Source organism: Streptomyces sp. NPDC031210, from assembly GCF_055570395.1.
Genome location: NZ_JBVIHH010000024.1, coordinates 1 through 13,292 on the forward strand (window position 1 = coordinate 1; position 13,292 = coordinate 13,292).

General features: G+C 74.0%; 11 protein-coding genes. 3 read left to right on the forward strand and 8 right to left on the reverse strand.

Features of this window, described 5'->3' with window-relative positions; genetic code table 11:
* Positions 1-103: 103 nt before the first annotated feature.
* The 6 genes from ACZ45Z_RS30895 to ACZ45Z_RS30920 form a co-directional block, all read right to left on the reverse strand.
* Positions 104-2,554, reverse strand: a complete 2,451-nt coding sequence (locus ACZ45Z_RS30895) for a PT domain-containing protein (RefSeq protein WP_468369443.1) — start codon at positions 2,552-2,554, stop codon at positions 104-106.
* Positions 2,555-2,758: 204 nt separating this feature from the next.
* Positions 2,759-3,457 (reverse strand): demethylmenaquinone methyltransferase, encoded by a 699-nt coding sequence (locus tag ACZ45Z_RS30900; RefSeq protein ID WP_468369446.1) that lies wholly within the window; start codon positions 3,455-3,457, stop codon positions 2,759-2,761.
* Positions 3,458-3,500: 43 nt separating this feature from the next.
* The gene (locus tag ACZ45Z_RS30905) at positions 3,501-4,202 is read right to left on the reverse strand and encodes an imidazolonepropionase-like domain-containing protein (RefSeq protein WP_468369449.1); all 702 of its coding nucleotides are present in this window, start codon (positions 4,200-4,202) and stop codon (positions 3,501-3,503) included.
* Positions 4,203-4,241: 39 nt separating this feature from the next.
* Positions 4,242-5,441 (reverse strand): cyclic dehypoxanthinyl futalosine synthase, encoded by a 1,200-nt coding sequence (gene mqnC, locus ACZ45Z_RS30910; RefSeq protein ID WP_468369451.1) that lies wholly within the window; start codon positions 5,439-5,441, stop codon positions 4,242-4,244.
* Between the two features lie 151 nt (positions 5,442-5,592).
* Complete coding sequence (locus ACZ45Z_RS30915) at positions 5,593-7,413, reverse strand: serine/threonine-protein kinase (RefSeq protein WP_468369454.1); 1,821 nt, start codon at positions 7,411-7,413, stop codon at positions 5,593-5,595.
* Positions 7,414-7,564: 151 nt separating this feature from the next.
* The gene (locus tag ACZ45Z_RS30920; protein WP_468369604.1) at positions 7,565-8,395 is read right to left on the reverse strand and encodes a menaquinone biosynthetic enzyme MqnA/MqnD family protein; all 831 of its coding nucleotides are present in this window, start codon (positions 8,393-8,395) and stop codon (positions 7,565-7,567) included.
* A 373-nt stretch (positions 8,396-8,768) separates the two neighbouring features.
* Between ACZ45Z_RS30920 and ACZ45Z_RS30925 the strand changes: the two genes are divergently transcribed.
* The 3 genes from ACZ45Z_RS30925 to ACZ45Z_RS30935 all read left to right on the forward strand — a co-directional run bounded on the left by ACZ45Z_RS30925 (position 8,769) and on the right by ACZ45Z_RS30935 (position 9,658).
* On the forward strand, positions 8,769-8,972 hold the full coding sequence (locus ACZ45Z_RS30925; protein ID WP_003984261.1) for a cold-shock protein: 204 nt from the start codon (positions 8,769-8,771) through the stop codon (positions 8,970-8,972).
* Between the two features lie 224 nt (positions 8,973-9,196).
* Positions 9,197-9,334, forward strand: coding sequence for a hypothetical protein (locus ACZ45Z_RS30930; protein WP_468369457.1), 138 nt, complete (start codon positions 9,197-9,199; stop codon positions 9,332-9,334).
* A gap of 12 nt (positions 9,335-9,346) precedes the next feature.
* On the forward strand, positions 9,347-9,658 hold the full coding sequence (locus ACZ45Z_RS30935; protein ID WP_468369460.1) for a hypothetical protein: 312 nt from the start codon (positions 9,347-9,349) through the stop codon (positions 9,656-9,658).
* A gap of 223 nt (positions 9,659-9,881) precedes the next feature.
* Here the strand turns inward: ACZ45Z_RS30935 and ACZ45Z_RS30940 are convergent, their stop codons facing one another.
* Both ACZ45Z_RS30940 and ACZ45Z_RS30945 read right to left on the reverse strand, forming a co-directional pair.
* Positions 9,882-11,786: an AMP-dependent synthetase/ligase gene (locus ACZ45Z_RS30940; protein WP_468369463.1), complete on the reverse strand. Its 1,905-nt coding sequence runs from the start codon at positions 11,784-11,786 to the stop codon at positions 9,882-9,884.
* Positions 11,787-11,948: 162 nt separating this feature from the next.
* Positions 11,949-13,235: an acetyl-CoA C-acetyltransferase gene (locus tag ACZ45Z_RS30945; RefSeq protein ID WP_468369465.1), complete on the reverse strand. Its 1,287-nt coding sequence runs from the start codon at positions 13,233-13,235 to the stop codon at positions 11,949-11,951.
* Positions 13,236-13,292: the final 57 nt, after the last annotated feature.

Here is a 13,292-nt window from a genome sequence, read left to right on the forward strand (position 1 = left end):
CCCCCCCCCCCCCCCCCCCCCCCCCCCCCCCCCCCCCCCCCCCCCCCCCCCCCCCCCCCCCCCCCCCCCCCCCCCCCCCCCCCCCCCCCCACCCCGCCCCCGGTCAGTCCACGTCCACGTCGCTCACCGACCAACTGCTCAGCGCGGTGCTGAAGACCTGGTCGTTCTCCGCGTCGTAGAGGGCGTCCGGGCACTCGTAGTAAATGCTGTATTCGGTGCCGTCGTCGGCCAGGTACGCCTGGTCGATGGCGTGGACGGTGGTGCCGCTGTCGTTGACGTAGGTGAACTCCCAGCGGGCGCCCGCCCGGCCCTGGAAGGTGTTCCGGGTCAGCTCCGTCCGCTGGTAACCCGTGCGCTTCTCAGCGCCCTTCTCCATGCTGAGGAAGTTGTCGTACGACGACTGCGGGGCGTCGGCGATGACGCCGATGCGCAGGTACGCGTCGCCGGCCGGGGCCTTGTAGTCGGTCTGGGTGCCCTTCTGCGAGCGCTGCCAGCCGCGCGTCACGCCGAGCGAGAAGCCGTTGGGGTCGTCCTTCCGCACGAAGCCGGCGGGCAGGTCCGCGCCGGGCGAGGTGGCGCCGCCGGTGGGCTCGGCCGAGGGATCGCCGGAGGGGGTCGCGGAGGCGTCGGGGGACGGCGTGCCGGTGGGCGACGGTGTCCCGGACGGGCTCGGGCCGCCGGTGGGCTCGCCGCTCTTGACCGCTGCGGGCTTGTCGTCCTTCGCGTCGGAGGCGTTCTGGTGGTTCTTGAGGTACAGCGCGCCCGCCGTCCCGCCGCCGCCGATCAGGAAGGCGGCGACGGCGAGGGAGAGCCACTTCAGGGCGCGGCGGCGCGGCCGGGGCTCCTCGGGAGCGGCGGGCACGGGCGCCGGTGCCGGGCCGCCCGCGGGCGGGGCGGGGTGCGGGAGGTGCTGGACGTGGGGCAGGTCGGGTGCGGTGGGGGTGGGGGTGGGGGTGGTGGGAGCCACCGCCGGCTGCGCGGCGGGGTGAGGAGGCGCGGCGGCCTGGGGCTTCCCCTCAGGGGCCGGCTGCGCGGGGGCGGTGTCGGCGGCGGGAAGGTAGCCGTAACCGGTCGGCGCCATGGCCGGCGGCGGGCCGTACGCGGCGGCGGGGCCGGTCGGGCCCGCGGGTGCGGACGGACCGCCGCGCCCGACGATCATCAGCAGATACGGCGCGAGCAGCACCGCGCCGAAGGTCCACAGCAGCGCGAAGAGCAGCGTCTCGGCGCCGTCCGCGGCCAGTTCGCCATGGGCGGCGACGCGGTAACCGTCGCCCCGGCCGCCCCCGTAGCCGCCGTATCCGCCATAGCCGCCGTAACCGGAGCCGTAGCCGTCACCGCCGCCGCTCGGGTCGTGAAACATCGCGTTGACGCTCGCACCCGCGGCCAGCACCAGCAGCACCAGCGCGAGCACGAAGAAGCCCGCCGCCAGGAGCTGTTCGCGCCGGTCGGCGCAGCGCCGTACGACAAGCAGGCCCACCAGCAGGGCGCAGACCAGACCGCCGACGATCACGCCGAACAGCGCCCAGCCGCCGCCGAGATGCGCCAGGTCGGAGTAGCCGATCGACTCGCGGCCGGACTCCAGGAACGGCAGGTCCGGCAGGTTCCACTCGACGTTCAGCGGCGCGCCCCAGGCCACCGCGAGCGCCAGCGCGCCGAGGTTGGGCAGCAGCACCAGCAGGGTGAGCACGTCACCGCCGTCGAGGTCGTCCGCCGTGGCGAGCGCGACGACGAAGGCGACGGCGCTCGCCACCGCGAGGACGAGCATCAGGGCCAGCAGCGCGGTACGCAGCGCCCCGGTGGCGGCGCGCCAGGCGGGCCGGGCCGCGAGCCAGGCGCCGGCCTGCGCGCGCCCGAGGACCGCGCCGGACACGACGGCCGCGAGCAGGACGGACCACAGCAGCGTCAGCCATGGCGCGGAGGACAACTCCACGCCGCGGAAAGAGGGTTGGGCCAGCAGCCCGAGCAGCAGAGCGCCGAGGCCGCACAGCGCCGCGATGCGCAGCACGGTCCCGGCCACGTCGGTGCGCGAGTCGGCCGAGCCGGGGACGGCCGGGACCGATGCGTCCCGCCTCACGCGACCGGCCCGGCGGGCGGCGACCGCCAGCGCCACCCCCCACACCGCCGTGACCACCAGCGGCACGAGCGACAGCGACGCCTCCCCCGCGAACCCCTCGCCGAACTCCCCCAGCGCCCGGCCGGCGTTGCCCGAGAGGGTGAAGCCGCCGCCGACGCTCTGGAGCAGCACCGCCAGGGCGATCCGCATCCGTATGCCCCAGCCGAGCCCGGCCTCGTCGGTGTCCTCGGAGGAGAACATCCCCAGCACGCAGGCGAGGACGAGCAGCACCAGCGTCGGCCACGCGGCGATCTTCAGGGGCGTCATCCAGTCGCCCTTCGCCGTACGCGCGAGGAAGGCGCCCACGGGCGAGGGGCGGCCGGGCGCGGCGTACGGCGGGTGGCCGGGCGGCGCCGCCGGAGCCGGCGGCGGTCCCGGGGGCGGCGGCGGTCCGTCGGGCGCGGGCGGCGCGGCGGCCTGCCGCTCCCGGCCGCATCCCATGCAAAAGCGCGCCTCGGGCGGCGAGGAGGAACCACAGTCCGGGCAGAACGATGACAAGGCGGGCTCCGGGAATCAGGGGGCAGCGCGGTCGGCTGCCGTCGGCGAACGTACAGACACCGCTGTCGCACGCATGGTTCCCGGGCTTTCACTCCCTGTGAAGGGACGTTACCCGAGCGAGTCCGGCCGCCGCCCGGCCCGCCCCGGTCAGCCGGCCGGCTTCGTTCCCCGGTGCAGTGCCACGACCCCGCCGGTCAGGTTGCGCCAGGCGACCTTCGTCCAGCCCGCGCCCCGCATCAGGGCGGCGAGTTCGGGCTGGTTGGGCCAGGTGCGGATGGACTCGGCGAGATAGACGTACGCGTCCGGGTTGCTGCTGACGGCGCGGGCGACCGGCGGCAGGGCCCGCATCAGGTACTCGGTGTAGACGGTCCGGAACGGGGCCCACGTCGGCTCGCTGAACTCGCAGATCACCACCCGCCCGCCGGGCTTGGTGACGCGGTACAGCTCGGCGAGCGCGGCGTCGGTGTCCTGGATGTTGCGCAGGCCGAAGGAGATGGTGACGGCGTCGAACACTCCGTCGGCGAACGGCAGGCGGGTCCCGTCACCGGCGGTGAACGGCAGCCACGGGTGCCGCTTCTTGCCCTCGCGCAGCATGCCGACCGAGAAGTCGCAGGGCACGACGTAGGCGCCGGTCCGGGCGAACGGCAGCGAGGAGGTGCCGGTGCCGGCCGCGAGGTCGAGCACCCGCTCGGCCGGCCGGGCGGCCACCGCCCGGTCCACCTCCTTGCGCCACCGGCGGGCCTGGCCCAGGGAGAGGACGTCGTTGGTGAGGTCGTACCGCGCCGCCACGCCGTCGAACATCGCGGCGACTTCGTGCGGCTGCTTGTCCAGGGATGCTCGGGTCACCGGGCCATTGTCCACCGTCACCCGCCGCACCGGGCGACCGGCCTCACCGCCGCCGGAAGACCAGGCGGCCGGCCAGCACGGTGGCCACGCAGGTGGCGGCCCCGCGCAGTGCGAGGGCCGCGGCGGGGGCCTCGGCCTCCGGGCCGTCGCCGACCGGCACGTCGAACACCGCGAAGTCGGCGGGACCGCCCACCAGCAGCTCGCTGTCCAGGACGGCGTCGAGGGGACGGCCGGCCAACGGGTCCAGGGTGGGGGCCATTTCTCGGCCGTCCCCCGGCTCCGGCACGCCGTAAGGCTCTCGTACCCGCAGGCCGGAGCGCGCCACCGCGCTGCGGACCGCCGGCCGGTGGAAGGGCCCGGCCACGGCCGTGGTGCCGTGCTGGAGCATCCGCTGGAGTCCGCGCCGGGCGCTCGCGCCCCAGCGCGCGTCGTCCAGGGCGAGGGCCGCGAGCGCGTCGCCGGTGAGCGGTTCGGTGCCGAGCGTGTCGGCCTCGCGCGGATCGGGGTGGTAGGCCGCTTCGAGCAGCGCGCCCGCCCTGCGGTTGACCAGGCCGGAGGTCAGCAGGCCCGGCCAGCGGCGTACGCGGGCGCGCGGGTGGGCGGCCGTCAGCTCCGCCAGGGTGCCCACGCCGACGAGCGTGCCCCCGTCGACGGCCACCGCCGCCGCGCGCACGGCGGGCGCGGCGGGCGCCCCGAGGCCGTCGGCGGGCGCGTACACCGCGTCGGCGGCATGGATCGTCAGCACGGCCGGCTCAGCCCGCCCTCACCGCGTCCCGTCCGGCGCTCAGTTGGCCTGGACGAGCTTGAGCTCCGGGTGGGCCGTGCCGCCCTCGATGGCGGTGGAGGAGAAGTGCGAGACGACCCTGTCGTCGACCGGGTCGTTGGCCGGGTCGTCGTGGACGAGGAGGTGCTCGTACGTCGTCGCGCGCTGCGCCGGCACCCGGCCCGCCGTGCGGATCAGGTCGATGATCTCCATGCGGTTGGAGCGGTGCTTGGCGCCGGCCGAGGAGACGACGTTCTCCTCCAGCATGATCGAGCCGAGGTCGTCCGCGCCGTAGTGCAGCGACAACTGGCCGACCTCCTTGCCGGTGGTCAGCCACGAGCCCTGGATGTGCGCGATGTTGTCGAAGAAGAGCCGGGCGATGGCGATCATGCGCAGGTACTCGAAGAGCGTGGCCTGCGTCTGGCCCTTGAGGTGGTTGTTCTCCGGCTGGTAGGTGTACGGGATGAAGGCGCGGAAGCCGCCCGTACGGTCCTGCACGTCGCGGATCATCCGCAGGTGCTCGATGCGCTCGGCGTTGGTCTCGCCGGTGCCCATGAGCATGGTGGAGGTCGACTCCACGCCCAGGTTGTGCGCCGTCTCCATGATCTCCAGCCAGCGCTCGCCGGACTCCTTCAGCGGGGCGATGGCCTTGCGGGGGCGGGCCGGCAGCAGCTCGGCGCCGGCGCCGGCGAACGAGTCGAGCCCGGCGGCGTGGATCCGGCGGATCGCCTCCTCGGGCGACACCTTGGAGATGCGGGCCATGTGCTCGACCTCGGAGGCGCCGAGGGAGTGGATGACCAGTTGCGGGTAGGCCTTCTTGATGGCGGAGAAGTGCTCTTCGTAGTACTCGACGCCGTAGTCCGGGTGGTGGCCGCCCTGGAACATGACCTGCGTGCCGCCCAGCTCGACGGTCTCCGCGCAACGGCGCAGGATGTCGTCGAGGTCGCGGGTCCAGCCCTTGGCGGTGTCCTTGGGCGCGGCGTAGAAGGCGCAGAACTTGCAGGCCGTCACGCACACGTTGGTGTAGTTGATGTTGCGCTCGATGATGTACGTCGCGATGTGCTCGGTGCCGGCGTAGCGGCGGCGGCGTACAGCGTCGGCGGCCTGTCCCAGCGCGTGCAGCGGCGCGGAGCGGTACAGGTCGAGCGCCTCCTCCGGCGTGATGCGACCGCCCTGCGCGGCGCGGTCGAGTACGGACTGGAGGTCGGCGTTCTCGGTCACCGGGGCGTCCCTTTCGGAGGCGGGCATAACGACCGAACCAGCCTACGCCAGGGGTCCGACGGGCCAGGGGGCGGCCGGGCGGGTCGCGCGCGGGACCGGCCCGGCCGTGCTCGGGGCGGGCGTGGGCCGTGTCCGGTGGCCGGTGCGGCCGTCAGCCGCCGCTCTTGGTGAGGGTCGCGTGCGGGTTGCCGCCCGCGTCGTCGTCCGAGGTGAAGCCGAGCGTGCCGTCCTTGCCGAGGGTGTACGTCACCCGGGACTTGGCGCCCGTGCAGCCGGGCCCCTGCTTGCCGTCGGAGCGTTCGGTGAGCTCCAGCTCGTCGGCGGTGGAGGACACGAGCTTCGCCTTGGCCTCGCAGCGCAGCAGACCGGCCACGTCATACGTCGTGTGGATCACGTAATCGCCCTTGCCCCCGGACGTGATCACGCTGGTCATCGTCCCGTTGGGGATGCCGTTGGCCATCTTGACGCCGCCGGTCCACCGGCCCAGGAAACCCTTGGCCACGGAGGGCGCGCCGTCGCCGTCGTCCGGCGCGGTCGACGGTGACCTGTCAGCGGGCGGCCGCGCGGCACTGTCGCCGCTCTTCGCCCCGCCCGGCAGCAACTGGAAGACGAACGCGGCGGTCGTCGCGACCGCCAGCGCCCCGGCCACCGACAACACCAGCGCGCAGCTCACCCGCCGCGGCCGGTCCCCCCTGCCGCCCACCGCGCCGGTCAGGGCGATCCGGCGCTCCTTGGCCGGCGCGCCCCCGGGCCCGGGGCCCGTCGCGGACCCGGTGGGGAGGTCGGCGAGGGCGGGGGCGGTCGCCGGGTGGCCGCTCGGCGCCCCACCCGGGGCGGCCTGGTGGCCGGGCTCCGCGCCCGCCCCGGCGGACGGTGCGGCCCCCGCTTCCGGCCAGGGGGTGTGCGGCGACGGTGGCGCCGCCCACTGCGCCTGCGCGTCGAACGGCACCAGGCCGGACACCGGAGCGCCCGCCCCGTAGGAGGGATCCGGCGGCCCGAACGCCCCGCCCGGCGCGCCCGCCCCCTTCCCCGCGGCCGCCACCCCGTCCCGGGCCGCGTCCGCGTCTCCGTCCCCGTCCAGGTCGAGCAGCGCCACCGCCTGCCGGCTGACCCGTTCGACGAGGGCACCGGGCAGCCAGCCGGCCCGGACCAGCGCCGCCGCGCCGCCGTCGCCCGCGAGGCGCCTGGCGAGGTCCTGCGGCCGGGGCCGGGATGCGGGGTCCTTGGCGAGGCACGCGGCCACGAGGTCCCGCAGATCGCCGGTCAGCCCGGAACCGAGTTCCGGCTCCTCGTGGACGACCTTGTAGAGCAGCGCGGCCGAGGAGTCCCCGGCGAACGGGCTGACGCCGGTGGCCGCGAAGGCCAGCACCGCGCCGAGCGAGAAGACGTCGGCGGCGCCCGCCGCGCCGTTGCCCAGGATCTGTTCGGGCGCCATGTAGCCGGGCGAGCCGACCGACACCCCCGTCGAGGTCAGCGAGGCGGTGCCCTCGGTGGCGCGCGCGATTCCGAAGTCGATCAGCAGCGGGCCGTCGAGGGTGAGCAGCACGTTGGACGGTTTGACGTCCCGGTGCACCAGCCCGAGGGCGTGCACGGCGGCCAGCGCCTCGGCCAGCCCGGCGCCCAGGGCCCGTACGGAATGGTCGGCGAGCGGCCCGTCCTCGGCGACGGCCCGGGCGAGCGAGGGGCCCGCGACGTAGCCGGTGGCGATCCAGGGGACGGGCGCGTCGGCATCGGCGTCCAGCACCGGAGCGGTCCAGGCGCCGCCCACCCGCCGCGCCGATTCGATCTCCCGCCGGAAGCGGGCCCGGAACTGGTCGTCGGCCGCGAAGTGCGCGTGCACGACCTTCACCGCGACGGTGCGTCCGCCCGCGCTGCGGCCCAGATACACCCGCCCCATGCCGCCCGCGCCGAGCCGGCGCAGCAGCCGGTACCCGCCCAGGACCCGTGGGTCGTCCCCGGTCAGCGGCTCCATGGCGTTGCCTCCCCCTCGTCACCGCGCGACGCGACGCCCTCAGCTTAGGACCCGGACCGTCGCGCGCCTCAGGGTCCGGACCACCCCGCGCCCCCTGAACGGCCGCTCGGTCTGCGGCCGGAGGCCCCACCGGCCGGCCGGCCGCTCCCGGCTAGCCGCCGTCGCTCCCCAGCAACTCCACCCGCACATCGGCCGGGAATCCGGTCGTCGGGCCGACCCGGCGGGCGAATTCGGTGACGCCGCGCAGTTGCTCGGGACCGAAGCGGAAGTCGAGCGTCGTGAAGTAGCGCTCCAGCACCGCTTCGTCGAACGTCTCCCAGCGGGCCGCCTGCTCGGCGACCTTGCCGACCTCCTCCAGCGACACGTCGCGGGAGGCCAGGAACGCCTCGTGCACCTTGCGCACCACGACCGGCTCGCGTTCCAGGTAGTCGCGCCGGGCCGCCCAGACCGCGAAGACGAACGGCAGGCCCGTCCAGTCCTTCCACATCTGGCCCAGGTCGTGCACCTGGAGGCCCAGGCGCGGTCCGTCGTGCAGATTGGCGCGCAGCGCGGCGTCGCCGATCAGCACGGCCGCGTCCGCCTCCCGCATCATCAGACCGAGGTCGGGCGGGCAGGTGTAGTACTCGGGCCGGACGCCGACCTTCTCGGCGAGCAGCAGTTGGGCCAGCCGTACGGAGGTGCGCGAGGTCGACCCGAGGGCGACCCGGGCGCCGTCGAGCCGTTCCAGCGGCTTCTGCGACACGATCACGCAGGACATCACCGGGCCGTCGCACCCGACGGCGAGGTCGGGGAAGGCCACGAGGTCGTCGGCGGCCCGCAGGAACTCGACGAGCGTGACCGGCGCGATGTCCAGGTCGCCGCGGACCAACTGCTCGCTGAGCTTCTCCGGGGTGTCCTTGGTGAGGTCCAGGTCGAGCAGGGTGCCCGTGCGGGCGAGGCCCCAGTAGAGGGGCAGGCAGTTGAGGAACTGGATGTGGCCCACCCGCGGCCGGACGCGACGGTGGTCGCCGCCGGCTGGTGCGGCCGGTACCGCGGCGGCCGGTGCGGCTACGGGGTCCGCCGCTGCGGATCCTGCGGGTGCGTCTCCGAAGGCTGAATTGTCCACATGCCGGAGGCTAGACCCGCGGGGCGCGACGGAAGGCGGCGGGGCGCCATATGGCCGCTCGGGGTGTCGGCTAAACGTGATCTTTGGCTCTTCCGCCTCACGAGCGCCCCATGCTACGCTCAGCGCAAGTTGCAGTTTGGTTTCCCTTGCAGTACAGAGCCTGCGGAGCATGTGACCCGCAGGCTTTTGTAGTTTTCAGACTTGTTTGCAGGTTCTGGAGCAGGGCAACCCTTTGGCCCAAGGAGGGCTTATGGCTACCGGAACCGTCAAGTGGTTCAACGCTGAAAAGGGCTTCGGCTTCATCGCCCAGGACGGCGGCGGCCCGGATGTCTTCGTCCACTACTCGGCGATCAACGCCTCTGGTTTCCGCTCCCTGGAGGAGAACCAGCAGGTGAACTTCGACGTCACGCAGGGTCCGAAGGGCCCGCAGGCGGAGAACGTTACGCCGGTCTGAGTTGCCCGGTCAGACCTTTAGGTCGACTTAGCAATACCCAAGGAGCCCCGCTCCTCCACTTCGGTGGGGAGAGGGGCTCCTGCCTTTTGCGGGCACGCGCACGCACGCTCGAAAACAAGGACGAACGCCTCCTCGGTTCCTCCCCGGTTCCTCCCCGGCTTCCCCCTCGCAGCGATCACGGAAAGTGCCCGCACGGGAACAGGGAGCGGCATACGGTGGACGCGATGAGCGAGACGATGCCCCCGCAGAAGACCTGCCCCGACTGTGGCGGCGAAGGCACCGTGGAGTGGGAGACGCCGAACGGCGGCCGCGTCACCACGCAGTGCTCCGGATGCGGCGGCACCGGGACCGTCCTGGCGTAGAGGAGACAGGCGATGGCGGCCTTCAAGGGGAACGACAGGCCGGTCGGCCTGGACCCGCAATACGTCGGGATTCTGCCCTGCTCCACCTGCGGGATGCGGCCGATGAAACTGCCCGGCCGGGACGCGGGCGTGTGCATCGCCTGTTACGCCGACGAGCGGACCAGCGCCGGCCGCCGCGCCGCGTCGGCCGGCTCGTGGGTGGCGGCCAGCTTCGTCGGCGACCCGTGCCTGGCCTGCGGGTCACGGTCCGTCGACGCCAACGGGTGGGCGTTTTGGTGCAACGGCTGCGACCTGCGGACGGCGGTCGCCCTACCCCCGGGGTGAGGGGGCCGGGCGGCGCTGTTCAGGCGCTGAGCGAGCCGGCCTTGACGGCCGCGATGAAGCTGCCCCAGGCGGGGACGGGCATGACGAGCGCCGGACCGGGCGCCTTGGGCGTCACCATCCGTACGCAGAGTCTCGGGGCGCGCAGACCCCGTGCCACCTCCCCCACAGAGGTGACACGGGGGTTCCAGTCTGACGTGCGCGGGCCCCTGGCTCCAGAGTGGATTTAGTTCCGTTCGTACAACGCCTCGATCTCTTTGGCGAAGTCCCGGGTGACGGCGGCCCGCCGGAGCTTCAGAGAGGGGGTGAGATGTCCGGTTCGCTCGGTGAAGTCCGTCGGGAGGACCGCGAAGCGGCGGATGGACTCGGCGCGGGAGACCAGTGCGTTGGCGTCGTCGACGGCGTGCTGGAGGTCGGCGAGCAGGCGCTCGTCGTGGATCAGATCCGCCAGGGGCACGTCCTGTCTCTTGTTCATCTGGCGCCAGTGGGAGAGGCCGTCCGCCTCCAGGGTGAGCAGGGCGGTGATGTAGGGGCGGTTGTCGCCGATCACCATGCACTGGCCGACCAGGGGGTGGGCCCGCAGCCGGTCCTCCAGAGGGGCCGGGGCGACGTTCTTGCCGCCCGTCGTCATGATGATCTCCTTCTTGCGGCCGGTGATGGTGAGGTAGCCGTCCGCGTCCAGGGCGCCGAGGTCTCCGGTGGCGAACCAGCCCTGGCCGGTGGCCGGACGGGGCGCGCCCAGGGCGGCGTCCCAGTAGCCGGCGAAGACGTGGCCGCCGCGCAGCAGCACCTCGCCGTCGTCGGCGATGCGTACGCCGCCGCCCGGCAGGGGCCAGCCGACGGTGCCGATGCGCGGGCGCAGCGGCGGGGTGACGGTCGCGGCCGCGGTGGTCTCCGTCAGGCCGTAGCCCTCGAAGATCTCGATGCCGGCGCCGGAGTAGAAGGCGGCGAGCCGGTGGCCCAGCGGGGAGCCGCCGCAGATGGCGTAGCGGACCTTGCCGCCGAGGGCCGCGCGGATACGGCGGTAGACCAGCGGGTCGTAGAGCTTGCGGGCGGCCTTGAGGGCGGTGGAGGGGCCGCGGCCGGTGCCGTGTTCCCTGGCCTCGACCGCCTCGCCGTAGGCGCGGGCGATCCGCGCGGCGCGGTCGAAGGAGGCGGCGCGGCCCATCTTCTCGGCGGTGGCCCGGCCGGTGTTGTAGACCTTCTCCAGGACGTAGGGGATGGCCAGCAGGAACGTGGGGCGGAAGCCGGCCAGGTCGGCGAGCAGGTCGTCGGTCTCGATGCTGGGCGCGTGGCCGAGGCGGACCCGGGCGCGCAGGCAGCCGATGGCGACCATCCGGCCGAAGACGTGGGAGAGGGGCAGGAAGAGCAGGGTGGCGGCGGGCTCGCTGCTGACCGACTTGAAGACCGGGTGCAGCAGTTCGATGGCGTTGTCGACCTCGGCGAAGAAGTTGGCGTGGGTGAGGGCGCAGCCCTTGGGGCGGCCGGTGGTGCCCGAGGTGTAGATGAGGGTGGCGAGGTCGTGGGGGCCGACGGCGGCCCGGCGCTGGTCGACGGCCTCGTCGGGGATCTCCCGGCCGGCGGCGGCCAGGAGGGAGACGGCGCCGGTGTGGAACTGCCACAGGTGCGCGAGGCCGGGCAGTTCGGTGCGCAGGCCGCTGATCATGCGAGCCTGCGCGACGTCCTCGACCACGCAGGCCGCGGCGCCGGAGTCGTGCAGGATCCAGTGCGCCTGGTGGGCGGAGGAGGTGGGGTAGAGCGGGACGGTGATCAGGCCGGCGGCCCAGGCGGCGAAGTCGACGAGGGTCCACTCGTAGGTCGTACGGGCCATGATCGCGAGGCGGTCGCCGGGCCGCAGACCGTGCGCGAGCAGGCCCTTGGCGACGGCGCGGACCTCGGCGGCGAATTCGGCGGCGGTGATGTCGGCCCACGCGCCGCTGGGTTGCTTGCGGGCCAGGACGGGGTCGGTGGGGGCCTCGGCGGCGTTGGCGAAGGGTATGTCGGCGAGTGAGCCGGTGGGGACGGGCGGCACCAGCGGGGGGAGCGAGACCTCGCGGACAACGCCGTTGAGCAGGGATTTTCGCGGTTCGAGGGAGGCGTTCGGCTGGGGGTTTGCCGGGGTGGGTGGCACTAGCGGCTCCTCGGGTCCTCGGGGGAGGGGGGTGGGTGCGTTCGCTTAGTGGGGCTCGTGGGGACGTCTCATGAGGACGGCTGATGAGGAGGGTGCGTCGAGGGCTGCGCATCCGGGGAGTACGGGAGCCGCCCCGCCCGTACGGGAAGGCCCGGTCGCCCCCTACGCCCGTTCCAACACCGCGGTCACTCCCTGGCCGCCGGCCGCGCAGAGCGAGATCAGGCCGCGGACGGGGGCGGCGTCCGGGGCCGGCGGGTGTTCGGCGAGGAGCTTGGCGAGGGTGGCGACGATCCGGGGGCCGGTGGCGGCGAAGGGGTGGCCGGTGGCCAGGGAGGAGCCGGCGGTGTTCAGGCGGGCGCGGTCGACGGGGGCGAGGCCGTGTTTCTCCCAGGCGGCCAGGGTGGCCAGGACCTGGGAGGCGAACGCCTCGTGGATCTCCACGAGGGCGAAGTCCTCGATGCCCAGGCCGGCTCGCTCCAGCATGCGCGGCACCGCGTGGGCCGGGGCCATCAGGAGGCCGTCGGCGCCGTCGACGAAGTCCACCGCGCCGGTCTCGTACGCGGTCAGGTAGGCCAGCGGCCGCAGCCGCCGCTCGCGGGCCCACTCCTCGCTCGCCAGCAGGACCGTCGCGGCGCCGTCGGTGAGCGGCGTGGAGTTGCCGGCCGTCATGGTGGCGCCGCCCAGCGCGGTGCCGAACACCGGCTTGAGCGTGGCGAGTTTCTCCGCCGTGGAGTCGGGGCGCAGGTTCTGGTCGCGGACCAGGCCCTGGAAGGGGACGACGAGGTCGTCGAAGAAGCCGCGGTCGTAGGCGGCGGCCAGGCGTCGGTGGCTGGTGGCCGCCAGCTCGTCCTGCGCCTCGCGTCCGATGCCCCACTCCTTCGCCGTAAGGGCGGCGTGCTCGCCCATCGACAGGCCGGTGCGTGGCTCGGCGTTGCGCGGGATCTCGGGGATCAGGTGGCGCGGGCGGATGCGGGCGAGCTGCCGGGCGCGGTCGCCGAGGGACGTGGCCCGGCGGGTGGCCAGGAGGATTTTGCGCAGCGAGTCGTCCAGGGCCAGCGGGGCGTCGCTCGCGGTGTCCGTGCCGCCCGCGATGCCGCACTCCAGTTGCCCCAGCGCGATCTTGTTGGCGACGGCGATGACGGCTTGCAGACCGGTGCCGCACGCCTGTTGGAGGTCGTAGGCGGGGGTGCGCGCGTCCAGGCGGGAGCCGAGCAGGGTCTCCCGCGCGAGGTTGAAGTCGCGGCTGTGCTTGAGCACCGCGCCGGCGACGAACTCGCCGGCCAGCTCGCCGTCCAGGCCGTGGCGTCCGACCAGGCCGTTGAGCGCCGCGGTCAGCATGCCCTGGTTGGAGGCCGCGGCGTAGGGGCCGTCGGAGCGGGCGAAGGGGATCCGGCTGCCGCCGATGACCGCAACGCGCCGGACGCCGCCGCCAGTTGCCAGATCTCGCATCCTCGACCAACTCCTGACCCGACAGTAACCTTACTTAGAAGTAAATTTACGCGAGGA